Annotated in this window: 15 protein-coding genes; 6 read left to right on the plus strand and 9 right to left on the minus strand. The window is 69.2% G+C overall.

What is annotated here, in order from left to right:
- Window positions 1-245: 245 nt before the first annotated feature.
- From LIU39_RS20095 to LIU39_RS20110, 4 genes are read right to left on the minus strand one after another with little or no spacing between them, the layout of a single operon-like run.
- Complete coding sequence (locus tag LIU39_RS20095) at window positions 246-3,077, minus strand: pPIWI_RE module domain-containing protein (protein ID WP_227048167.1); 2,832 nt, start codon at window positions 3,075-3,077, stop codon at window positions 246-248.
- Window positions 3,078-3,117: 40 nt separating this feature from the next.
- Window positions 3,118-6,600 carry a pPIWI_RE_Z domain-containing protein gene (locus tag LIU39_RS20100; RefSeq protein ID WP_227048168.1) on the minus strand — a complete coding sequence of 1,161 codons (3,483 nt, stop codon included), beginning with the start codon at window positions 6,598-6,600 and terminating at the stop codon, window positions 3,118-3,120.
- A gap of 25 nt (window positions 6,601-6,625) precedes the next feature.
- Window positions 6,626-7,741 carry a pPIWI_RE_Y domain-containing protein gene (locus LIU39_RS20105; protein WP_227048169.1) on the minus strand — a complete coding sequence of 372 codons (1,116 nt, stop codon included), beginning with the start codon at window positions 7,739-7,741 and terminating at the stop codon, window positions 6,626-6,628.
- Window positions 7,738-9,303: a PD-(D/E)XK nuclease family protein gene (locus LIU39_RS20110; protein WP_227048170.1), complete on the minus strand. Its 1,566-nt coding sequence runs from the start codon at window positions 9,301-9,303 to the stop codon at window positions 7,738-7,740. The genes LIU39_RS20105 and LIU39_RS20110 overlap by 4 nt, the downstream gene beginning before the upstream one ends.
- Window positions 9,304-9,366: 63 nt before the next feature.
- On the opposite strand from LIU39_RS20110, the gene LIU39_RS20115 reads away from it, so the two are divergent.
- Complete coding sequence (locus LIU39_RS20115; protein WP_227048171.1) at window positions 9,367-10,251, plus strand: serine/threonine protein kinase; 885 nt, start codon at window positions 9,367-9,369, stop codon at window positions 10,249-10,251.
- 17 nt (window positions 10,252-10,268) lie between these two features.
- Here LIU39_RS20115 and LIU39_RS20120 read toward each other — a convergent pair whose 3' ends face one another.
- Window positions 10,269-12,986 carry a tetratricopeptide repeat protein gene (locus LIU39_RS20120; RefSeq protein ID WP_227048172.1) on the minus strand — a complete coding sequence of 906 codons (2,718 nt, stop codon included), beginning with the start codon at window positions 12,984-12,986 and terminating at the stop codon, window positions 10,269-10,271.
- A 771-nt stretch (window positions 12,987-13,757) separates the two neighbouring features.
- On the opposite strand from LIU39_RS20120, the gene LIU39_RS20125 reads away from it, so the two are divergent.
- The 3 genes from LIU39_RS20125 to LIU39_RS20135 all read left to right on the plus strand — a co-directional run bounded on the left by LIU39_RS20125 (window position 13,758) and on the right by LIU39_RS20135 (window position 15,815).
- Window positions 13,758-14,519, plus strand: a complete 762-nt coding sequence (locus LIU39_RS20125) for a hypothetical protein (protein ID WP_227048173.1) — start codon at window positions 13,758-13,760, stop codon at window positions 14,517-14,519.
- Window positions 14,516-14,797 carry a helix-turn-helix domain-containing protein gene (locus LIU39_RS20130; protein WP_227048174.1) on the plus strand — a complete coding sequence of 94 codons (282 nt, stop codon included), beginning with the start codon at window positions 14,516-14,518 and terminating at the stop codon, window positions 14,795-14,797. Before LIU39_RS20125 ends, LIU39_RS20130 begins: the two co-directional genes overlap by 4 nt.
- A 151-nt stretch (window positions 14,798-14,948) precedes the next feature.
- Window positions 14,949-15,815: an Fpg/Nei family DNA glycosylase gene (locus LIU39_RS20135; RefSeq protein WP_227048175.1), complete on the plus strand. Its 867-nt coding sequence runs from the start codon at window positions 14,949-14,951 to the stop codon at window positions 15,813-15,815.
- 49 nt (window positions 15,816-15,864) lie between these two features.
- Here LIU39_RS20135 and LIU39_RS20140 read toward each other — a convergent pair whose 3' ends face one another.
- Complete coding sequence (locus LIU39_RS20140; RefSeq protein WP_227048176.1) at window positions 15,865-17,712, minus strand: choline/carnitine O-acyltransferase; 1,848 nt, start codon at window positions 17,710-17,712, stop codon at window positions 15,865-15,867.
- A 72-nt stretch (window positions 17,713-17,784) separates the two neighbouring features.
- Window positions 17,785-18,654: a HalD/BesD family halogenase gene (locus LIU39_RS20145; protein WP_227048177.1), complete on the minus strand. Its 870-nt coding sequence runs from the start codon at window positions 18,652-18,654 to the stop codon at window positions 17,785-17,787.
- A 393-nt stretch (window positions 18,655-19,047) separates the two neighbouring features.
- Here LIU39_RS20145 and LIU39_RS20150 point away from each other — a divergent pair, with 393 nt between their 5' ends.
- Together LIU39_RS20150 and LIU39_RS20155 are read left to right on the plus strand one after the other, a co-directional pair.
- Entirely contained in the window at window positions 19,048-21,069 is a 2,022-nt protein-coding gene (locus LIU39_RS20150; protein WP_227048178.1) for an NADPH-dependent 2,4-dienoyl-CoA reductase, read from the plus strand.
- Window positions 21,070-21,134: 65 nt separating this feature from the next.
- On the plus strand, window positions 21,135-21,710 hold the full coding sequence (locus LIU39_RS20155) for a PadR family transcriptional regulator (RefSeq protein WP_227048179.1): 576 nt from the start codon (window positions 21,135-21,137) through the stop codon (window positions 21,708-21,710).
- Between the two features lie 67 nt (window positions 21,711-21,777).
- Here LIU39_RS20155 and LIU39_RS20160 read toward each other — a convergent pair whose 3' ends face one another.
- Window positions 21,778-22,050: a hypothetical protein gene (locus tag LIU39_RS20160; RefSeq protein ID WP_227048180.1), complete on the minus strand. Its 273-nt coding sequence runs from the start codon at window positions 22,048-22,050 to the stop codon at window positions 21,778-21,780.
- Between the two features lie 112 nt (window positions 22,051-22,162).
- Window positions 22,163-23,779, minus strand: coding sequence for an AMP-binding protein (locus LIU39_RS20165; RefSeq protein ID WP_227048181.1), 1,617 nt, complete (start codon window positions 23,777-23,779; stop codon window positions 22,163-22,165).
- Between the last annotated feature and the right edge of the window lie 26 nt (window positions 23,780-23,805).

The following is a 23,805-nucleotide window of genomic DNA, read 5'->3' on the forward strand; positions in this document are numbered from 1 at the left end:
CTCGATGCCCTCGCCCCCCTATCCAGGGGGAGCGTCCGGCTGGAGACAGTCGCCTTGTACCGCCAAGTGCGTCGACTGTGTACCGAGCACCTCTGGGGGTGGCCGTTGGTGCAGGTCAGAAGTATTTCCAGGCTGTACTTCGGCCTCTGAAGAGCACACACACCCGCTGGCCCCGGTCCCTCCGTGGCGGAGGGACCGGGGCCGGCCGAGTTACGGCTAAAGGGTCCGGGGAGCCGGTACTTCGGTCACGGTGCCGCGTCGGCGGAGCCCGCGGGATCATCCGCGCACGGGGCGCCATCCGTCGTCGCGTCATGCACCTTCCCGTCTCCGGACGGCGTGGGCGACGAGTCTTCGCGACAGGCGTCGGGCGTCCGACCGGTCCGCGGTTTCTCCAGTGGGCGTACTGGGAGCGGGAGCACGTACTCGCCGGCCAGCCTGGCAAGGTGGAGCGGGAGCGGCCCGGCAAGAGGCGGGTAGTCGTCGTGGTGGCGCAGGAGGTGGACGAGGGCCGCCCACTCAGCGGGCCGGTCGGGGGCCAGGTCGGTCCGGCCGGCATCAGCCAGGGCCTTCTCCGACAGGCATCCCAGTACGTTCACCTCCAGATACGCCGGGTTCCGTGCGGTGACCGTGGGGGCCTGTGGCCAGCTGTCCGTGAGGATGAGCTTCCGCAGCCCCTTCGGGGGCTTCCCACCGCTCTTCGGTTTTGCCGCTGTGCTGACGAACACCCGTCCCTGCGCGTCCACAGGGCCGCGCAGTCCCTCGGTGAAGCCGATCCGTCCCTCGTCGTCATGCGCGTACCACTCCGGGACTTCTTCGCGCCCATTGGCGTCCCTCACCAGTACGCAGCGCAGGTCGGAGCCGTACGACGCGAGCCGCTGATGGGGGCCCTCGACAAAATTGATCATGTCCTGGACGAGGGAGCCATTGGTGATTCCGGGCCAACTCTGGCGCAAGTTACCCGAGTTGGCCAACAGTAGGGTGGGACGGTCACGCAGGTCGTAGAGGATGGTCCTGATCTGTCGTGCAGCCTCGTCGTGCCGGTCGGACCTGTGAGTGAAGCGGCGCGTCACCGCGGACGGGGCCGGCTCGTCCGCCGAGGTCGGGCACGGCTCGGCTTCGGCTGCGAGCGAGAGCAGGAGCTGCGAATACGGCACCCACGTGCCCTGCGCGTCATCCCATCCGCATACCGGATGGGCAGAGTCTTCCGGGCGTACTCGCAGTGCAACCAGCCGTTCGCCGGCGCACAGCGTGGGGCCTTTGCCGTTGTGACGCACCCACCACAGTCCGAGGTACTGCAGGCTGCCGGGAATCGTGGCGTCGGCGTCGAACCCGGGGAAGGTGAGCGCGCCGAGCTGACGGAAGACATCGAGCCAGGCGGAGTCGGCCCGGTGGTCGAGACTCGTCTCGGCATCATCCGGGTGAGTGATGAACTGGCTGAGCAGGCCGGCACGGGCGCAGCCGAGCCGCACCGCATGCTTCGGGTCCGAGTCCTGCGCACCGAAGCGGCTCTTGCCGCCGAGCTCCACCAGCGCGACCGCCGTCGCCGACCTGACGTCGTCCAGCTGCCGAGCGGTGTCGTCGCGACGCGAGCGGATCGCCTCACCGAGCGCCGCGCGACGTCCGGCCTTCCCCCGCACGGGCTTCAACGGCGCTCCCAGAGCGCCCAAGGGACGCGTACGGAGCCGGACGTGCAGTCCGCTCCCCCGGAACTCCCAGGCATCCGCCGAGGCGCCTTCGGCGACCGGAAGATCGAGGAGCCCGGCCAGGCTTGCGAGCAACGCGTCCCTTGTCTCGGCCGTCATCCAGAGGATCTCGATGTCCAGTGGCGCCCCGTTCAGTGCGGTCCGCAGAGCGCGCCGGCGAGCCCTGGCCCATTCCGGACCGCCCTCGGGCCGCTTGACAGGTTTGATGCGCTGCTTCACCCGCGTCAGATCCGGCACGCGTCGCAGCAGGGGGCGCAGCCCCTCCTCGACCCAGGTGTCCAGCTCGCTGCGCTCTTCGGGCATGAGCCCTGTACCGATCTTGTGCGCACCCATCTGGTTGCTGTGAACGATTCCGGCGGCGACGCCGTTGCGACCGGTGAGCCAGTCCTCGGGGGAGGCCAGCAGCGTGTCCGGAGCGGGATACGTGCGGACGATGTCGAGCGCGGGCAAGAGTCCGACGGTGCTGCGGCGGCGCCAGGCCATGCCTTTGCTCCGGCGGTCGTACCCGATGACGTTCTCGATCAGCCGCGCTCGGACGGTGCCGGTGTCCGGCCAGGGCAGCGGGGCATCCAGAAGGACGGTGGCACCGGTCGGGGCCTTGGGGCGAGCTTCATCGCCTGTCGCCCAGCGGCGAATACTGGTGGTGACGTGCACACGAGGGCTCGGGACGAAGGGCACGGTGTGGACGGTGATCTTGATCAGCGCCGAGTAGTACCAGGTGCGGCGTCCGGCCATGTGCGGCAACGGCGGCCAGGAGACCAACTCGGTGCAGTTCGGGCGATTGACGATGCGAAACCGGAGTTCGCCGTCACGGATACGGAACGGGCGCTGCGCCAGCCGCGCAGCCACCCATTCCGGCAGAAGGCTGTAGAGCCGGTGGTCCGGCTCCGCCGTTCCACCGGCCGACAGGCGGGAGGCGGTGAGATCGAGGGAGGTGGCACGCCACTCGGGCTCTCCCTCCCAGACTGCGTCGAGGAGCCGTTCGGCGTCATCACGCGTCTCGGCCGAACACGCGCCGTCCGGCTCGTCCTCCTGGTCCTCCAGGCCGTGCAGCAGGTCAGCGGCCCAGGTGGTCATGAGCGGGACGAGGTTGTCAGCCGGCACGGGTTCACGGGCGTAGATCCACGGCAGTTCGGGCTCCTTGCTCGCTCCGCGTCCAATGGCGACGACACCGGGGGCGAGGGCGCTCAGGAGGGAGTTGAGGCGGCCCACCGGCAGGGCGACCGGCTGTCCGCGCCGCCGCTTGACGCGTCCGTACAACTCTGTGAGTTCGGCATGCCACGGTTGGGCAAAGGTCAGCACGTGGGGGTGTTCGACCCAGGGGCCGTGTGCCGGGTCGGGTTCGTAGGCGGTGGCACGGAGGAATTTGTACATACGGGCTCCCTTTCGGTTCGGTGCCGTCCAGATTCCGGTCTCAGGACGGCTCGCAGCTCGGTTCCGTGTCGGACTCAGTTGTGGTGCCGGCGTCGGCCAGGCAGCGGTTCAGTGCCTCCCAGAGGGGGCCGTAGAGCGCCTTGACGATGTGCCGCTCGTCCTCCGGTACATCGGGGTGCCCTTCGAAATAGCGCGCCAGAACATCGACGATGCTGAACAGGAGGCTGCTCTTCGGGGTGTCCGGTTCGGGTGGGTCGGCCGCCTGCTTCGGTGCGAAGGCGGCGTCCACGAAGACGACACGTGCCGGTACACCACCGCGCACGAGTCGGCCGATGACCTGCCAGATGAGGACGAGCATGTCCCAGGTGACCTGCTCGCGGTCGTCGCCGAGCCGGCTCCAGGCCATGCTCCGCATGAGCACGCGATACCACTGCGAGCGTGCCGTGTTCCGCATCTTCCTGGCACCGTCGTCCAGGCTCGCGGCCTCACGCACCCAGGTGTCGAACTGCCCGCCTTTCAGGGCGCGTACGAGCCAGTCGTTGATCGCGTGCACGGCCAGGGACAGGTCTTCTGGATGGGGGTGGGGCCTGGCCAGGAAGTACACGGTGCCGATGGCGGCCTGTCCTTCGCGGTTGAGGATGTTGTGCCCGCGCTCGATGGCCTTCAGCGGGGCGACCAGCACGTCGGCCTCACAGTCCGCCAAGGACTCGACATCGCCGCGCCGCAGAACCCGTGCCCGGGAGCCGTCGTCTCCGTCACCGCTGTCGTCGTCAGCCAGATCGTCGTCGTCCGACACCAGCCTCAGGACCTTGCCCTGCCAGCGTCCGCCTTCGAGTGTGTGGAGGGTGTCCGCGACCAGCCGGGCCTCCTCGTAGCTGCCCACCAGGAGCAGAATCTGGTCCCGGTCCGGAGGAAGCTCGCGCAACTCCAGCTCCAGAGGGCCACCGCTCTGATGCCCCTGGGCCTCGCCGGCGCCCAACTGCATCGCCATGCGACGCAGAATCGCCGGACGCGCATCGAGATCGGCCCCGGAAAGGTGCAACGGCCCTTCCGCGCCGTGCAGAAACTCGATGCGGAATTCGCTCTCCTCGGCGATCAACTCGACCTGCCTCGACGGAGGTTCGAGCAGCACCCCCACGGGGGCCTGGATGTGGTAGCGGCTGGATGTGCCCGCCCAGCTACTGCCCGACATGAGCAGGACGTTCGTGCTCGGCATGCCGTCCACAGTGGGCAGGTTGGGCATCTCACGCAGCAACTCACGCCCCACACCGCTGCACCGGAAGAAGGTGAGCTCGCCGCTGCGGACACCGTCCTCGTCCGGCTCCTTCACATGGAACCGGAAGCCCAGGAGGTTGCCCATCGGAGCCTCGGGAACCATCGGCCCGTAGTCGGCAGGCCGGCGGTACATCTCGTTGAATCCGAGGTTGAGCGCCGTCTGGACCCTCGGCCACATCGCGTTCATCAGGGCGATCTTGGGTTCCAGCGCACACAGCATGAGAGTGAACTCGAAGCGTTTGACCAGCGCCTCGTACTTCTCCTCAGGTGTCGGCAGCGGTTTCGGCGGTCTCTTCGGCGTACGCTTTTCGGCCCGCCGTCTGCGCTCTTCGCATGCCTTCTCATACTTGGCGCGCTCGTTCTCCTTCCACGCAGTGAGGCGGAAGAGTTCGTCCATCACGCCGCGCAGACGGGCTCGGGTGCGTTCTGGTCTGCCGGTGTGCAGGAGTTCGCCGAGAACACCGGTGAGCTTCACGAGATCCATGCCGTTCGGCAGACCCCGGTCGCCGAAGGGGTTGTCCCGGAAGGCATCCAGCATGTCGACGAGTGCGTCACGCTCCGCCTTGTGCACATCGACGGCCTCGGGCGACCCGGCTGCGGCTTCCTTCGGCTTCGGGTATCGCTCCTCCAGCAGCCGGAGTTGCAGGGTCCAGGCATTGAAGTAGCCGGTCCGTACCCAGTCCCTGAGTGTGCGATCCCCGACGAGCATGGCATAGAGCCGGTCGGTGGCCGTGGTCGCGGTGTTCAGTGCGGCCGACCAGTTCTCCACATCACGGTCGGAGAGTTGAGTACGGCCGCCCACAGCCAGTTCGCGGACCTTGTGCTCGTTGACGTCGTCCAGGAAGGCGCGCTTGTCGTTCCCGCCGACCAGCGGCACACCGGGCGCGAAGATCTCGTCGAGTTGCATCTGTACGCGATCGGCTTCATCCACGATGATCAGATCGCTGCGGCGGCATGCCAGCTCCAGGTAACGAATCCGCTCACCGTTCTGTGCTCTGGGAGGACCGGCATCCACGAGAGCGGGCATCGTGGTCACCCAGATATCGGCGTCTACGAGCGCGCGGGCGGCGTGGTGGCGCGGACAGGCCGACCACAGAGGGCAGCCGACGGGCTGCTTCTGCCACCGAGCGTCCCTGCGCTTCTTCTTGCCCGGCGGCTGCGTGGACGGCGGCAGCAGCCGGGCACAGGGTGCCTCGCCAAAGGTCAGAGGATCGTCCGTGGCCTGCGGGCGCAGGGCATTGAGGGCGCAGGAGGTGCTCAGGTAGGCGAAGGCCGGGTCATCGTGGGCCAGTAGCCGGTGTTCACCACCGCCTGCGAGCCTGCGGTGCAGCCGCTGCGCGTGACGCTCCTTACCGGATGCACCGAGTACCGGGGCCGCAGCATGATCGGTGTAGAGGTTGTAGAGCTTTACGAGCTTGAGCACCTCGGCGACGTCGCCGACCACCACGGTCACCCGCTTCGGCACCCGGCACTTGGCGAGGTGTACCGCGATGACGTCGCGCAGTGTGCTTTTCCCCGCACCGACGATGCCCAGCAGGTGTTGAAGCCCGTCGACCGTGAACTCCTTGGCCATTTCGAACCCCGCACCCGGGCCCTTACTGGTGCTGAGAAATGGATCGCCCATCCGCTCTACCCAGCGTTGTGGGTGTATCGCGTCCATCTCCGCCGCCGTGCGCAGCAGCTCGGCACGGCTGAACGTCAGCGGGCCCACTGAACGCCGGGACTCATCCATGTCGTGCGCCGTGGCCGAGGGCGTGGGCAGCAGCGGCAGGTCAACGGTGGCGGTGCCACGCCCCAGGAAGAAGCCGTGCGGCCCCGGTTTCGCCAAGGGGAAGGGAGCACCCTCCAACGGCGGCGCCTGGCTCAACAACTCGTCATAAGTGTCCCAGCGGTCCGGGGCCGCAGGCGGCGCAAGGCGAACGGCGGGGAGCTCGGGGCACACCACGTCGTAACCCCGCAGCTGCCGGTCGAGCTGCTGGTATGACTCCAGCGCTTCCTTCCAGGCACGGCGGCGCCGCAGTGTCCACATCGTGTACCGCGCCACACGAAGCACCTGTTCCTGGCCGGCAGTCGCCGACAGCCCACGAGCCTTTGCGAACGGGTACCCGCTGAACAGCGTCCACGCCTCCACGGCCGGCGCGCCGGGGGAGAACCGTTGCTGGAGATACAGCCCGATCTCCACCTGGCACACCGCTTCGAGCTGGGCATTTTCGAGCTTGGAGGTGGAGTAGGCGGATAGCTCTCTCATCAGGACATGCACGTGTTTGGCGAGGCTACGCATTGTTCTCCTTCTGCTCGTGTGGCGGGGGCCGCATCTCCGCCGCCAGTCCGTTGGGCGTCACCAGCGCCGGCCGTGAGGGGCCGGGGAACGGCGCGGCGAAGGCAGCTTCGAAGTCCGGCTGTGCCAGGCACTGCTGCGGCACAACCACCACCGCGCACTCCGGTGCGTCGGAGCACTCCTCGCGGACGGTCCTCGCGAGCAGGGCGGGTTGCAGACGGTCGTAGGACCGCAGGACGCGGTCGGTCCCGTCGGAGTCGACAAGCTCGTAGGTGCCCGGACGGTCCGGCCTGCTCCGCACGGGGATCCCGGCGGCATGGAGGGCTTGGCGTGCGCTGCGCTCCACCCGCCCCGGGAGCACGAGGAAGACGCGCAAGCACCTGCGCAAGAGCATGACCTCCCCGGGATCGCGCAGCAGAAGGGGCGGTCGGTCGGTCCGACAGGTCTCGCTCTCGCACCACTCCATGCGCTCGAAGTCGCCGTCGCGGGGCAGCAGTGCCGGTAACTCGCACGTCGCACACAGTGCGAGGACGTCGTACCTCCTGAGGAACTCCGGTACCGGAACGTAGAGATCCGCGACCCGCCTCCACAAGCGGTCGTCCCAGCGCCGTTTCCTGGACAACGGTTCCCGCCCGCTGAGGACGGGCGTGCTGATGAGGAAGTCACGGCATTTGCGGAACGAACTCTCCGAAACGCAACGCTCCTTGACCATCCCCAACAGGGCATGCGCCTCCCCCGCCGCCAGGCCCCCTCGGTCCGCCGAAGCCAGTTCCAGGCAGGCCCGGGTCGGTACGCGGCCGAGCGGATGCACGAGCCTGGCGTCCGGCGAAATCGTTGAGGCCGGCACCGCGAAGGGCTCCTCGCCGGCGCGGGACTCGCGGCTCCACTGCACGAGGTCCGGCAGGCTGGCGGGAGGTGTCCGCTGCTGCTCGATGCAGCGCAGAACCACACGGTCGTAGAGGAGCTGCACGGCCGGCGGGTAGGGCAGGGAGAAGGAAGCCAGGCACTGCTGGTCGTCCAGAACGGTGAGGGCACCTGCGAGTTCGGCATAGAGGCCGGAAAGACCCGGCTCGTCGCCTGGGGGTGTCACCGGGATGCCCAGCGTGTTCACGCGGCGGCCCCGACCGACGCCGCGGCACACCAGCGGCTGACCTCGCACGTGCCGCAGTGCTCGCCCGGCTGCGGGGCGAAGAGGTCATCCTGGTGCCAATCTCGGACGTGGTCCCGGACGACCTCGTCGGCTGTTTCCCGTACGGCGGGCGTATACGGATCGATGATCTCCAGATCAGCTCCCCCGGGCCGCAGCACCTCCAGCTCGACCCGCGCTCCGGAACGCGCTCCGCCGAGCTCCATATGGGAGATCAGCAGCACGCCGAGCGCCAGCTGCGGATAGGCCCGCAGCGGATCGCGCCACCAACGCTTGTTTCGGGAGGAGGACTTGACCTCTCGCCACACCCACGACTCACCATCGCGGTACAGCAGATCCGGGTCGGCGATGATCAGGACATCGGCCTCGGTGTCGTGGTGCACGAGCCGCTGCTCGGCCAGCAGCGTGTCGTCGTCGCGGAGGTGGCGCAGTGGGCAGACCGCGGCGTGGCGCCGCAGCAGCGTCGCCCCCAAGCGACGCTGCTCGTCCGTCAGCTCGTACCTCTCGGGAACCCAATGGGCCGGTACGTGTGGGGTGCACGGTGTGACGGGATGCGCGGAGTGCTGCGCCGCGAGGTACGCGTGCACCGCGCGACCGCGCTCCGCATCGGGTGCGGCCTCCAGCTCCCGGGCGGCGGGCAGCCGCAGGCGACGCAGATGATCGCGGGCCGGACAGGTGCGATAGCTGCGACCGTTTGTCGCCGACCAACTCCGGCGTGGGCGTGGCTGCTCGCTGCGTACCCCCAGCAGCCCGGGAGCCTTGGGTACGGCCGGGCACGTGGTCAGGTACGAGCAGCCGATGCAGGCGGAACCCGGGCGGTATTCCGGACGGTCGAGCAGTTCGGTGAGCGCCTTGCTGCCGTGCTCGCGGTACAGGGCGACGGCTTCGTCGCGGGTACCGTTGAACAGCACCTCGGTCCGCCCGTCCAGCAGCGCGAACCGGAGCACGCGGACCCGCTCGGGAGGCGGCCCCGGCGTGCCCTCCGCCATCACGAAGGCGGTGACGGCACGTCGTACATCGCTGACGGGCTTGCCCAACCGGTATGCGGGAACACGGAGTTCCCGCACGCTTCCGTCGGGAGAGGACAGGAAGCGTCCCCAGAGCGTGATGCGGTACTCGTCGGCGCCGCGGTGGTCCCTTCCGTCCGGCTGGTACCGGTAGACCCACGGCTCTTCGACTTCCGCCATCGGCGCCGCCGGATCGGCCGGGAAGGCATGCCGGTACGTGGCAACAGCGTGTTCGGTCCAGCGGTCGAGCCCTTCGTGTGTCCGCCGGCCATCAAGTCCGGCGGCACGGCCGTCTCCCGGCGGGTGTTCGGACCGGTCGAGCGCGGACATGAACGGCCCGAACGTGAAGTGCTCCAGGGCTTCCGGTGTACGACGCCGCCATGTTCCCGGCCGAAGCCCCATGGCTTTCAATGAGTCGGAAGCCGGACAGCGCTGGCCTGTGAAATCCAGCATGCTGACGGAAACACTGATAGTCCGGGTCTTCCTGAGGAGCCCGCTGGGCGGAGTCCACGTTTCCATGTTTCACCTTTCACTTTACGGGAATCGTGCACTGGAGAATCCGAGCAAGAGAGGGCGATAGCTTTGTCGAATGAAGTCCTGCGCGATCGATACGAGGTCAGAGAGGCCATCGGGCGAGGAGGAGAGGGGGTAATTCACGCAGCTTGGGACAGGCGCACCGAGCGGCAGGTGGCCGTGAAGTTCCAATTCCCGAGAACGTTCGAGACGGATTCCACCTACTTCCACAAGGGCGAGATCATCGAAGAGCAAGGGAGAAAGGGGTTCCTCCTCTCCGGCGTGACCGGCATCCCCAGCGTCCTGGAGTACTTCGAACACCGTGGGCGTCGATGCATGGTGATGGATTTCATTGCAGGAGAAAATCTGCTACAGGTGACATCCCGCCGCCCCATTCGATGCACAAAAGTCTTGGCTTCGATTGTCGTGCAGGTCTGCCAGGCTCTCGTGCGCGTACACGAGAAGGGAATCATCCACTGCGACATCAAACCCCAGAATATTGTGGTGGAAGAGGACGGCCGCTTGGTGCTTCTCGACCTGGGGCTCGCGGCCTATGCGCAATCTCCAGTGGAAAAACCGCGCGGTTCGGTCGGTTACAGCCCTCCTGAGCAGTATGTTCCCGGAATCTCTCTGGGGCCTCAAGCGGATATTTTCGCCCTGGGGTGCATGCTGCTGGAGATGTGTGTCATGGAACTTCCGTATGACGGCTTCGGCGGACGGCCGGAAAGACACCATGCGGTACTTTCCGAGCGTGCCTCCGCACGCATCCCGGAGGAGGTCAGGGATCTGGCACTGCGCATGGTGGCCTTCGACCCCAGGGAGCGCCCCTCAAGCGCTCAGGAAGTCTTCGAGAAATTGCGGCCACTGCTTCCGGCTGTCGGGGAAAAGCGCCCGAGGAAACCGCTGAGCCCGGATGTGACCGAGTACTGGCGGCGCGGGCGAGGAGCCCGGTAGCGGCCGATGTCCGGCGGTTACCGTCCCTCCGTGCCCCCGGGCTCCGGCGCGCGCACGACGTCCGTGACCTGCGCGATGTCCATCAGATGCCCGGCCCGCTGTCGCGCGTCGCTCGCCCGCTGAGTCTCCCCGAGGTGAGACAGGGCCTCCGCAAGGTGGTTGAGCCGGTCGGCCTCGCGGTGGCGGTAGTCCATCGAGCGGTAGAGCGCGATGGACTTGTTGTACGCCGAGACGGCCTGTTGGGGGTTGCCCAGGGCGAGGTGGATGTCGCCCAGGTGACCCCACACACTGGCGCAGGCGTTGTCATCAGGGATGGATTCGAAGAGGTGGAGTGCTTCCGTGGACACCCGAAGCGCCTGCGCGTAGTCACCCTTGGCGTAACTCAGGCTTCCCAGCCCGCTCAGAACGCCGGCCGTGCCGAGCGCGTCGCCCAATCTGCGGAAGATTGTCAGGGCTTGCTCATAATGCACCGCAGCCTGTTCATGGTTGCGGGTCAATTTCTCGACGAGGGCGAGTTGGCGCAGCGTACGACCGTGCCCCAGCGGATCGGCTCCGTTCGTCTTCTTGATGAAGCTGAGGGCACGGTTCAAACGGGCGAGTGCAGACTGTCCCTCGTCCAAGTTCCAGTGACAACCACCCAAAAGCCTTTCCAGCGTGGCGTATTGCCCCGGGTCTTCCGTAACCCTATCTGCCGCCTCCCGCGCCATCACGAGGTTTTCGACCGCATTCGCATAGCGGTTGCGACGCCACTGGTAGGTGACGAGGGCCGCCGAGATCAGCCAGGTGTACCGATTCTCGCGCCGATCGACCGACCAGCGGATGGTCTCCCGCACCATCTCGTAATTCTCGTCGAGCCAGGCCATGGCCTTCCAGTGGCCGGATTGCCCGACGACCACTGTGTCACCGGGGTCACCGATGGGCAGTCGCCTGCCTGAATCGAGCAGCCTGTCGCATGCCCAGACGTTGTGCAGCACGTGCTCGAACGCCCGACGCACCGTCTTCTCTTCGATTTCCGGGTCGGCGCTGCCCCTTTCGCGGGCGTGCAAACCGATCAGGTCGTGCATGATGTACCGCCCCAATTGGATTTCGAGCAGGCTTGCGCTGACCAGCTCGTCCGCCGCCCGGCCGACCGTCTCACGTTCATTGCCGGCCAGTCCGATGTCCAACAAGGTTTCCCATTCGATGCTCCGAGCGGGGAAAATCGCCAACTGCCACAGGAGAAGGCGCGCTTCAGCTGAGATACCACGGTAGGAACAGTCGAGGGCCAGTCTCATGGACAGCTGTTCATTGTCCGGGCCCAAAGCACGGAGCCTGCTGTGATCCGCTCTCAACTCTTCGTACAGGGCATTCACTCCTGCGCCTGTACGCGTACCGAGCCGTCTGGCCAGCACGGTAAGGGCGAGCGGCAATCTGCAACAGAGGTCAGCCATCTCGCCGAGGCGTCCTACATACGTGTACCAATCAGTGTCCTTGAGTGCCTTGCGCAGGACGAGCTTGGCGTCATCGCGCGCCAGCGGCTCGATCCGTACCAGACGCGCCGTCTCCCTCAGGTCGAAGTCACGGAGATCGTTGCGGCTGGTGACGATCGTGGCGCACGAGTCCGATCCAGGAAGGAGCGGTTCCATCTGCTTGGCGTTCCTGACATTGTCCAGGACCACGAGAACAGATCGGTTTGCGAGCTCATGACGATAGGAATACACCTTGCTCTCCAAGGTGTCTCGGGAAGGCCTCACTCTCAAGGCGTCGAGGAAATCATCCAAAACGTCTGCGGGTGACCTCGGCACTCGCTGCTCGTTCGTGAATCCATCGAGGTCAGCATAGAGCGCCCCGTCCGGAAACTGTTCCTCTGTTTCTTTCGCGAGAAGCAGGGCGAGTTTCGACTTCCCCACACCTGCTGTGCCGTGGAGCACCAGAAGCACTCCGCAACCATCCGGGTCTTCCAAGATTTCTCGCATCGCCATTATTTCATGACTGCGGCCGATGAGATCATCCGGAGCACGAGGAAGAAGGCGCGGAATGGGCCGCCCCGCACCCTTACCAAGACGCTCCAACGAACTCCGGAAGGTGGATTCGAGCAAAACACCCGGGCGTCCATGCTCTTTTTTCCATTTCCGGAAATCGCTTTCGAGCCGCGACTTCGGAAAACTGGAAGGCAGTGAACGGAGTTTTCGCACCAAGATGTCTTGGTTACCGGGAGAGTGCTTCAGCAGGGACTCGGAATCGGAGATCGCTCGATCACAAAGCCCCGCTTCGATAAGCCCGTCCAGGTAGCTCAGGGCCGCACCCTGCCATTCTTCACGAAGCCTGCACCTCTCCTCTTCGAATCCTGGGCCGGACAGACCCTGGAGGGGCCCTCCGAGCTGCCACTCGGCCAGCGCGCATCTCAAGGTCTCAAGACGATCGAGTCCGGACTGATGCCGTGCCAGCTCGACCTGCTGCTTGAAGCGCAGATAATCAACCAGGTCACTTCGAACGGAAATCGCACACGCGTTTCGCAGGTTCGAGTGGACTTCCACACCGGGGATCCACCCACGAAGCCGGCTGACAAGCTTCCGGACGCGCGCCGGTTCCGGTCCCCCGCTCACCCAGAGACACTTCTTGACGTGCTCATGCGTGGCGTGCAGGCCGGGAGAGACCAGAAGGAGGGCCAGCAAGGCCATCACTTTGGTCGCATTTTGTTCCTGTGACGCGTCGTCCCGGACGACGCGCACAGGCCCGAGCACAGAAATATCCACTGTGTTCTCCCTTCGCGATGTCGTGCCACTCCCTGCCCGGCAGGATGCCAGCAGAACACGCGCCCATCAGGGGTTTCTTGATTTTCCGTGACACCACCGTGAGGAAGGTTTCCTCACGGTGGTGTCACGCTCGATACACACTTTTCCCCTGGCGCTGCCGGCGACTGCTGCCACGATGTTTCTGCCGCCACCGAGAGCGCCGGACGAAAGCGTCCGGCGGGTACGGGCGACGGCAGGCATGGCGGGGAGATCCAGCCATATGGCAGTTCCCTTCATGCATTTCCGGCCGTATTCAACGGCCGGTTTTCAGCCGACAGTTCGAAGGAGCATCACATGTCCCTGCTGCACATCTCTGCGTCCGTGTCCTCCGGCGGTCGGCCGCAGCGGCCGGAGGCGCCCAAGCGGCCCGACTCGTACCCGCCGCACTGCGCGGCGGCCGGCAACGGAAGCTGAAATTCGCCGGTGCCGGTCGTCCGGAGGGCGGCCGGCACCGGCACTGCCGCCGTACCAATGAGCGTGCTGGGTACCCGCCGCGCTCTCCCCCATCTCCCTGCAGGGCAGCGGGAGTCCACTCAGTCCCACTGCCCGGCCCGGCGTCGCGTCCCGTCACGTTTCCTACTGCTTGTGCGTACGCATGAGGCGGGTGGGGCTGTTGTGACGTCGGGGCCGATGCCCATTGCGCCCCGGTGCCAAGGACGGCCGGGGCTGTCCCGCAGAGCACCTTCATCCATCCGGTTGCACGGCACTCATATGTGCCGAAGGAGGATATTCATGACGCTGCTCCCACCGAGCGGAGTGTTCGCCGTCGTCAGGAGCTACTTTGCCGATCCCCAGGCCGTCGAGCATCTGCGTCTGACCGTCGCCACGGAGCACGGTCCCGTAGCGCTCTCGCCCGCCGAAGCACACTCGGCGCTCTACGGGGCCGAGGCGGACCCGGCGGTCGGCGCGGGGGTCTGGCAGGCAGCGATCCGTGCGGCACAGCACGACACCGAGCCGCAGGGGCCCTGGCGATTGCTGCTGGTCTGGCTCGCGCTGCCCCGACTGAGCGGGAGTGTCTACCGGATCTGTACGCGGCTGCGCGCCGCCCGGTCCGATACCGAGTCAGAGATGGTTCTCGCCCTGCTGGAGACGCTGCCAACCGTGGCTCCCGAAGATCGGGATGTCCTGCTCAGGGCAGCACGTAGCCAGGCATGGCGGTTCGCACGCTCCGCACGCGGCCTGGTGCCGACCGCACACATCGAAAGCATGGCGACGGATGACAGGCACCCGGGAGCCGATGCCCCGGACGATGCGGCCGATGAGGAGGCCGACGGCTGCTCCGAGTGGCACGTCGAGGTCACTCCGCCGGACGGACCGGCGGGGCTGAGTGCTCCGTTGCACTTCACCGTCCCGGCGGCTCGCGGCGAAGGCGGGACGAGCGGAACGTCGGCGGATGACTCCGGATTCCGCGAGGTCGTCAGGCTGGCCCGGCACATCCGGCGAAGGCCCCGCCTCGGCACCCTGTCCCTGCGTCCCCGGGGCAGGCGGCGATGAGCAGCAAGAGGTACGGACCGCTCAGCTTCGCCGAGATGCTGGCACTTCCGGTGGTGGTGGACCTGCATACCGCCGCACGGGCCTTGGACGTCTGCGTCTCCACCGCGTACCGGATGATCGACGCAGGCACCTTTCCCTGCACAGTGCTGCGTGCGGGGTATCGGTACCGGGTTCCCACCGCCCTGTTGATGCGCGCGCTCGGGATCGAGGAACACCCGTTGTACGCGGTCGATCCCGAGACGGATGCGGGTGTGCGGGAGGAGCACTGCACTCTCTGAGGCCAACGGGCCCCGTTCGGCACTGTGCCGGGCGGGGCCCCTGTCACAGTACCGAATCCGGTGGTGTTCCCGTCCGGCATCCCGGGTGGGTACCGGGCTTTCGCCGCCTCTCCGGGTATCCGCACACATCCGATCGAGGCACACTGACCCCATGCCCGAATTGCCGGAGATTGAGGCTCTTGCTCGGTTCCTCGACGAGGAGGTGGGCGGGCGGACCGTGGAGCGGGTGTTTGTGGTGGCGGTCAGTGCGCTCAAGACGTATGAGCCGGCGGTGGGGGCGTTGGAGGGGCGGGTGGTCGAGGGAGTGGAGCGGCGGGGGAAGTTTTTGGTGTTCGGGGTGGGTGCGGTGGCGTTGGTGGTGCATTTGGGGAGGGCGGGGTGGGTGCGGTGGAACGTGCGGATGCCCGAGGCTCCGCCGCGGCCGGGGAAGGGGCCGTTGGCGCTGCGGGTGCGGCTGGTGGAGCCGGCGGGGGTGGGGGTCGATGTGACCGAGGCGGGCAGTCAGAAGCATCTTGCGGTGTATGTGGTGGCCGATCCGCTGGAGGTGCCCGGGGTGGCGCGGCTGGGGCCCGATCCGTTGTCGGAGGGGTTCACGTCGGCGGCGTTCGCGGGGATGGTGCGGGGCGAGCGGCGGCGGATCAAGGGGGTGCTGCGCGATCAGGGGGTGCTGGCCGGGATCGGGAACGCGTACGCGGACGAGATTCTGCACGTGGCGCGGATGTCGCCGTTCAAGGTGGCGGGAACGCTGTCCGACGAGGAGGTGGCGCGGGTGCACGCGGCGATCGGGGCGACGCTCACGGACGCGGTGGCGCGCTCGCGCGGGGTGGGGCTGCGGGAGCTGAAGGCGGAGAAGAGGAGCGGGATGCGGGTGCACGGGCGGACGGGTGCGGCGTGTCCGGTGTGCGGGGACACGGTCCGTGAGGTGTCGTTCAGCGATTCGTCGTCGCAGTACTGCCCGACGTGCCAGACGGGCGGGAAGATCCTCGCGGACCGGCGGATGTCGCGATTGTTGAAGTGAGGGGGTGCGGTGCGCGGACCGCCGTCGGCTGCGGCGGCCCGCGCGGGCGTCAGTCGGCGCTCAGCAGGGTGCGGAGTTCGGTGACCGCGCCGCGGAGGTGGTCGGCGAAGGCGTGCATCGGGTCGGCGACCGCGAGCGGGGTGCTCAGGTAGAGGTTGAAGCGGTCGGGCAGCAGGACGTAGGCGACGCCGATGCAGCGGCTGCTGGTCGAGCCGAAGCCGAAGTACTGGATGTGGACGGACGGCGCGGAGCTGGTGCTGAGGTAGTCGTCGCGCAGGGTCAGCCAGCCCGGGGAGCGGTAGAGGGCGGGCTGTTCGGCCAGGCCGAGTTCGGGGCCGCGGCGGCGCTGGATCAGTTCCAGTTCCCACAGGTGCTGCTCGGGTGCCTGGCCCGCCTGGCACTCCTTGGCGCGGGTGACGTGCTGCTCGGCGGCGGCCCGGAACGCGGCGCGGCGGGTGTCCCGGTCCGCCGCCGGGTCCTCCATCGCCGTCACGAACCGCTGGATCTCGGGGGTGACCACGCGCATCGCCTCGGTCCTGCCGCGCCGCCACTGGCGGGTGGCGATCGACTCGTAGGTGGCGCCGATGTGTCCCTTGGCCCGCTGGTGGGCGAGTTGGTAGGCGAGTTGGACGAAGGCGTCGGGGGAGACGCCGAGTGCCTTGGCCGCGTCGGCTCCGAAGTCGTCGAAGGAGACGGTGCGGGTCGCGGTGTCGCGGCCGTAGGCGGCGAACGCGTCGGCGGCGGCGCGCACTTGGGTGCGCAGCGTGTCGTCCAGGGTGAAGGTGACGGGCTCCGGCTCGGGGGCGCCCTGGGTGCGGGCGCCGGAGCGTGGGGACTGCTCGTCGGGCGAGGTGCCGAGCAGTGCGTCGACGAAGCTGAGGACGGTGGTGCCGTCGAGTTCGCAGTGCTCGATGTTGATGCCCGCGCGGCCGTCGGCGAAGACGATCAGGGAGACGGCCTTGTCGAACCAGCGGTTGCCGCGGTCGCCGTACAGCAGCTCGTCGCATGCCTCCTGGGTGCCGGCGGGCGCGAAGTCCTCCAGGCAGACGCAGAACAGGGCGGTCTCGACGGTGTCGAGGGCGGCGGCGTTGCCGGGGTGGCAGGCGAGGAGGGAGTCGCGGGCGGTGGCCCATTCGGCGCGGGCCATGGTGGTGAGGTGGCCCACCGAGGTGCCGTCGGCGGCCGGTTCGGCCCCGGCCCGCTGGACGGCGCGGAGTCCCGCACGGAGGTCGTCCAGGCTGTGCGGAGTGCCGTCCGGGCCGATGACGTCCAGCCGGAACAGGTGGCCGTGGTGGAAGACGACGATGTGCCGGGCGTCGGACGGTCCCGGCCACGCTGCGGTGTAGGGGCTGCGGACGGTGTCCTGTGCGGTGCCGGGGATCCGGGTGGTGGAGAAGAGGAACTTGTTCTGTTCCATCGACTGGGGACGGCCGCGCTGCACCACCGGCGGGATGGTTTCCCTGTCGAGCCGGCGCTTGTAGTCGACGGCGCCGGCGATGAGGACTGCCGCGCGGTCCAGCGCCGCCGACGCGGGCGGGGATGACTGCGACCGGGACGGGGCGGGGTCGCGGAAGAGGAAGAAGAAGTTGGCGTTGAGGGCGATGCGGTCGCGGCGGCCCAGGTAGCGGTAGGGCCAGAAGGTGTCGAGCCAGCTGTGCACGCCGTCCGTGGTGTCGTACCCGGCCAGCGCCGCCTGGAGCGTCCTGCCGGGGCCGCCGGGGCGGAGGAAGGCCGCGACCTCGGCCTCGGTCGCCGCCCGCTCGTCGGCGGTCAGCAGCGGCTCGCACCAGGCGAGGAACCGCTCGCAGCTCTCCTCCAGCGTGGGCAGCGGCACCCGCGGCAGACTGTCCTCCTGCGCGAAGGTGGAACCGGCTGCGACGTCCTGACGGCTCTTCAATTCGGCTCTCGATTCTGTGCGTTGGGTCCTGACCTGTCCTCATGGGGTACCACGGCGGTGCGCGGCGCGCCGTCAGTCCAGCAGGCGGTCGCCCCGCACGGCCCCGCCGTCGGCCGCCAGGTGGGCGGGGAGCACCCGGCCGAACAGCTGGCGGGTGCGGGCCGGGCTGCCGACGACGCCGGGGCGCTCGCTGTAGGCGAAGATCGCGGAGTGCCGCGCGCGGTCTCCGCGTACCGGGCTGACGCGGTGCAGGGCGTAGCGGCCGGTGAACAGCTGGAGGCCGCCGGGGCGCAGCGGGAGGCGGCGGACCAGGTGGTCGCCACGGCCGTCGAGGACGTCCCGTACGTCGTCGAAGTGTTCGTCCCGGGCGGACCTGATGTACGGGCAGTACTCGAACTCGCCGCCGGCCTCGGCCTCTTGGGTCAGCATGCTGACGGTGAACTCGTTGGTGTCGAAGTGCCAGGGGTGTTCCATGCCCGGCTCGACGACGTTGAGCACGAGGCCGGAGAGCGGGTCCGCCAGCTCGTGCAGCCGGGGCAGTCCGAAGCAGTGGGCGAGGAAGCGCTGGAAGGCGGGGTGGGAGTAGAGGCGGGAGATGAGGGTGGTGGTGGGGATGCGGTCGCGGGCGACGAAGGCGTTGCCCCGGCGGAAGGTCCGCCGTCCGGGGTGGCCGGGCGGCAGTTCGCGGTCCACCGCGATGTTGTAGACGTTGACCGTCTCGACATCGAAGTGGGCCCGGGGCGCGAGGGCCGCGCACTCCTCGCGCAGCAGGCCGGCGAGGGAGGGGCGGATGAAGTCGGTCAGCACGGTGCAGCCGAGGGTGCGCAGGTCGTGCCGGGCCCGGGAGACCACGGCCTGCGCTTCGGTGGTCGGGGGGTCTGCCAGGGGGTACCGGTCCGTGTCGACCATCCGGTCGAGCGTGAGGGCTTCCAGAGTGCTCATGCAGTCCTCTCCACGTCTTGTCACGCCGTGCCACGCGCCTGGGAGCGTCCGGTTGTCCGTCGCGCCCTTCCGCGCGTCCCCACGTGTCCGGACGCGCCTTCACGGGTCTTGGTGCGTGCGGGCAGGCGGGCGGGCCGTGCCGAGTCGTCCTCGGATCTTCGGCAACTCTACTGAGAAGTAACCGAGTTGACGCCCCCGGGCGGCGAACCTCGGCTGTGACGCGGCACACGGTGGACGGCGGCGGGGCCGGGGGTCCGGGTCGGCCGCGATGCCGTGGCCACGAGGGTCGCCGACCGGCCGCGTCGCGTGGGTCACTCTTTTATGCAACTTGTTGCACAAGCGCGTTCCCGTGCCCTACAACTGCCCTGACCACCGCCGCGCGAGGAGACCGAGATGAGCCCGTACCCGCACCTGATGAGCCCGCTCGGCCTGGGCTCCGTGACGCTGCCCAACCGCGTGCTGATGGGGTCGATGCACGTCGGCCTGGAAGAGGCGCCGGACGGGTTCGCGCGGATGGCCGCGTTCTACGCGGCGCGCGTACGGGGCGGCGTCGGGCTGATCGTCACCGGCGGCATCGCGCCCAACGACGCGGGCCGGCCGGGGCCGGGCGGCGCGGCGCTGACGACCGCGGCGGAGGCGGAACGGCACCGGGTCGTCACGGACGCCGTGCACCACGAGGGCGGCCTGATCGCGCTGCAGATCCTGCACTTCGGCCGGTACGCGCACCACGCCGGACTGGTCGCGCCGAGCGCGCTCCAGGCGCCGATCAGCCCGTTCACGCCGCACGCCCTGACGGACGAGGAGGTCGAGCAGACCGTCGACGACTTCGTGCGGGCGGCAGAACTCGCGCGGTCGGCCGGGTACGACGGCGTCGAGATCATGGGGTCCGAGGGCTATCTGATCAACGAGTTCACCGCCGCCGCCACCAACCGGCGCACGGACCGCTGGGGCGGCTCGTACGAGAAGCGGATGCGCTTCCCCGTCGAGATCGTCCGCCGGGTGCGGGAGCGCCTCGGCCCGGACTTCCTCATCGTCTACCGGCTGTCCATGCTCGACCTGGTGCCGGGCGGCTCGACGCTGCCCGAGGTGATCACCCTGGCACAGCGGATCGAGGCGGCCGGCGCGTCGCTGATCAACACCGGCATCGGCTGGCACGAAGCGCGGATCCCGACCATCGCCGCCTCGGTGCCGCGCGGCGCGTACGCCTGGGTGACGCGGCGGGTGCGCGGCGCGGTGTCGGTGCCGGTGGTCGCCGTCAACCGCATCAACACCCCAGACGTGGCCGAGCAGTTGCTTGCCGACGGCACCGCCGATCTGGTCGCGATGGCCCGGCCGCTGCTCGCCGACCCCGACTTCGTCGCCAAGGCCCGGCAGGGCGCCGCGGACGCCATCAATACCTGCATCGGCTGCAACCAGGCGTGCCTCGATCACACCTTCAGCGGCCGGATCACCTCGTGCCTGGTCAACCCGCGGGCCTGCCACGAGACGGAACTGGTGCTCGCGCCGACCCGGCTGCGCAAGCGCGTCGCGGTGGTGGGCGCCGGGCCCGCCGGTCTTGCCTGCGCGGTGTCGGCGGCCGAACGCGGCCACGAGGTGACGCTGTTCGACGCGGCGGAGCGGATCGGCGGACAGCTCGACGTCGCCCGCCGGGTGCCGGGCAAGGAGGAGTTCCACGAGACGCTGCGCTACTTCCGTCACCAGCTCGACCGGTGGCACATCGACGTCCGGCTGGGCACCGCGGTCACCGCCGCCACGCTGACCTGCGGCGGCTTCGACGAGACCGTGCTGGCCACCGGCGTCACCCCGCGCCGCCCGCAGATCCCCGGCATCGGCCACCCCAGCGTGCTGAGCTACCTCGACGTGCTGCGCGACGGCGCCCCGGTCGGCGAGCGGGTGGCCGTCATCGGGGCCGGCGGCATCGGCTTCGACGTCGCGGAGTTCCTCACCGACGACGGCGAGGCGGCGAGCCTGGACCCGGCGGCGTTCTTCCGCAGGTGGGGCGTGGACACCGGATACGGCGCGCGCGGCGGGCTCGCCGCGCCGCAGCGGACGGCGCCGCCGCGCACCGTCCACCTGCTCCAGCGCAAGACCAGCAAGGTCGGCGCGGGCCTGGGCAGGACCACCGGCTGGATCCACCGCACCGAACTGCGCCACCGGGGCGTCACCCTGCACGCGGGCGTCGACTACCACCTCATCGACGACGCCGGGCTGCACGTCACGGTCGGCGGCGAGCGGCAGATCCTGGCGGTGGACAGCATCGTCCTGTGCGCGGGGCAGGAACCGCGCCGCGAGCTGTACGACGCGCTCACCGCCGCCGGGCACCCGGCCCGTCTCATCGGCGGCGCGGACGTCGCGGCCGAGCTGGACGCGAAGCGCGCCATCGACCAGGGCACCCGGCTCGCCGCGGTGCTGTGAGCGGACGCCGCCGGGCTCACGTGCGTGCCCGGGGCGCGTCCGGTGGGCCGCCCTAGGATTTCCCCATGTCCCTGCCGCACGCGATCCTCACCGCCCTGCTGGAAAAGCCCTCGTCGGGGCTGGAGCTGACACGCCGATTCGACCGGTCGATCGGCTACTTCTGGTCGGCGACGCATCAGCAGATCTACCGGGAGCTGGGGAAGCTGGAGCAGGCCGGGCTGATCCGGGCGCTGCCTGCCGCGCAGCCGTCCCGCGGGCGGAAGAAGGAGTTCGAGGTGCTGCCCGCGGGCCGCGCCGAGCTGACCGCCTGGGCGTCAGGGCCGCAGGACCCCAAGCCGGCCCGGGACGCGCTGCTGCTGCGGCTGCGGGCGGCCGCGGTGGTGGGGCGGGACGGGCTGGACGAGGAGTTGCGGCGCCATCTCGCGCTGCACCAGCGGCAGTTGGCCGAGTACACCGCGATCGAGCAGCGCGATTTCGCCGCCGCCGATTCGCCGGAAGACCGGCTGCGGCGGCTGGTGCTCCAGGCCGGGATCGGCCTGGAGACCTTCTGGATCACCTGGCTGGAGACAGCGCTGGCGGAGACGGCCGCGTTCCCGGAGCCCGGGGAGACGGGCGGGGCCGACAGGGCGGGCGCGTCCTAGCGGACTTCCGCCGGCAGCGGCCGGGCCGCCCGCGGGCGGCCCGGCCGCTGCCACTTCGGCGGCTGCGTCAGCAGTTGTCGTAGAGCAGGGCGCGCACCAGACGGCAGGTCGTGTCGGACGGCGGGTGCACGCCGATGTCCAGGGCGATCGAGCGGATCGTGCGGTTGCGGGCCTGCTCGGGGCGGTAGACACCGGTGTCGAGCAGGGCTATGGCCAGGCGCATGGCCTTCAGCCTGCGGTTGTGGGATTCATAGCGTTCACGCGGCCAGCCGGCCGGCAGCGGACGCTTGGGCAGCGGGTGGGCGGGGAGGGGTTTCGTCATGAGAGTGGCAGTGGCCATCGGCGACCTCCTGATGCTGTGGTGAACCCTCACTTACTGGTTCCCATCCTACGGCCGACCACTGACAAAAGCCCCTGGCCAGCAGGGATATGAGGGAGCGTGGCCGACCACTTCAGGCGGAGGCGGCAGGGCCCTCGGCATCCTTCCGCAGGCGGGCCTTGTCGGGTTTGCCGACGGGGGTCAGGGGCAGGGATTCGCGGACGTGGACGGCGGCCGGCGCGTACATCACGCCTTTGTGGTGAACCACCAATTCGCGCAGCTCCTCGGGGTCGACGGTGCGCCCCGGCGCGGCGACCACCGCGACGTACACCTCCTCGTCCCCGTCGGCGGTGCGCACCCCGTAGACGGCGCAGAGGGCGACATCCGGGTGGGAGTGCAGCAGGTCCTCGATCTCGCCCGGCTGCACATGGCCGCCGACGACGATGATCACGTCCTTGGCCCGGTCGACGAGGAAGAGCCACCCCTGGTCGTCGAGGACGCCGACGTCCCCGGTGCGCAACCAGCCGTCGCCCACGAGCACTTCGGCGGTACGCTCCGGCTGCTTCCAGTAGCCGCTCATCACGCCGGCCGAGCGCACATGGACCTCGCCGCGCTCCCCCGGCCCCAGGGTGCGGCCCGCCGCGTCGCGGACGGCGATCTCCACACCGGGCAGCGCGCGGCCGACGGTGATCCGGCCGCCGGGCCCGGTGACGGCGTGGTCGGCAGGACCCACCTCGGTGATCGCCATCGCCTCCGACTGCCCGTACATCCCGTACAGCACCGGGCCGAACGCCTCGGCGGCCTGCCGGAGCCGGGACGGCGAGGCGGGGCAGCCGCCGTAGGTGAGGCGGGTGAGGGAGCTGAGGTCGGTGGTGGCGAGGTCGGGGTGGTCGAGCAGGTGGTGGAGGAGCGGCGGCAGCAGCCACAGGTGGGTGATGCGGTGGCGGGCGACGGCGGCCAGGACGTCGCCGGGGTCGAAGCCACGCCGGAGTACGACGGTGCCGCCGGCCGTGAGCGTGACGTCGGCGAGGACGCCGGCGAGGTGCGCGAGCGAGGTGCAGGCGAGGAGGCGGGGCGGGTCTCCGGCGGCCGCCATGGGACGGCTGAGCATCCGGGCGTACGGGGCGTGCGCCATCCGGACTCCCTTGGGAATACCGGTCGTTCCCCCCGTGTGCCGGATGCACCAGTCGTCCCCGGGGCGGGCGGCGCCGGGCACCTCGGGGGTGACGGTACGGGCGGCGCAGGCGGCCAAGAGGTCGTCGCCCAGGGGCGGTTCGGGATCGCCGCGCCGCTCCGGGGCGCCGGGGTCCGCGTCGTCCACCGGGCCGAGGGTGAGGACGGCGGGGCGGGCACCGTCCAGCCGTGCGAGCAGGGCGCGGGCGGTGTCGTGCAGGCCGGGGTCGGCGATCAGCAGCTCGGTGTCCACGCTGTCCGCGACGGCGGCCAGCGCGTCCGGGGCCATTCCGTCGTAGAGGAACACCACGCGGGCGCCGATGTGGTTGGCCGCGTAACGGGCAGCGAGCACCTCGGGGCGGTTGCCGCTCAGCAGCGAGACGGTGCTGCCGCGGCCGATGCCCCGGGCGGCGAGTTCGGCCGCCATGCGGTGCACGGTGGCGTGCAGCGCGCCCGCGGTGACCTCCGTGCCGTCGGCGGCGATCAGCGCCGTACGGGAGGGATCGCGCCGGAGGGCGGCAAGGAGGACATCCCCGTAGGGGGTGTCGGGGCCGGGAGAGGCGGCGGTGGCGTTCATGCGGGGCGGCTCCTTCGTGCGACGCG

The organism is Streptomyces pinistramenti (assembly GCF_020564935.1).
Lineage (GTDB): Bacteria > Actinomycetota > Actinomycetes > Streptomycetales > Streptomycetaceae > Streptomyces > Streptomyces pinistramenti.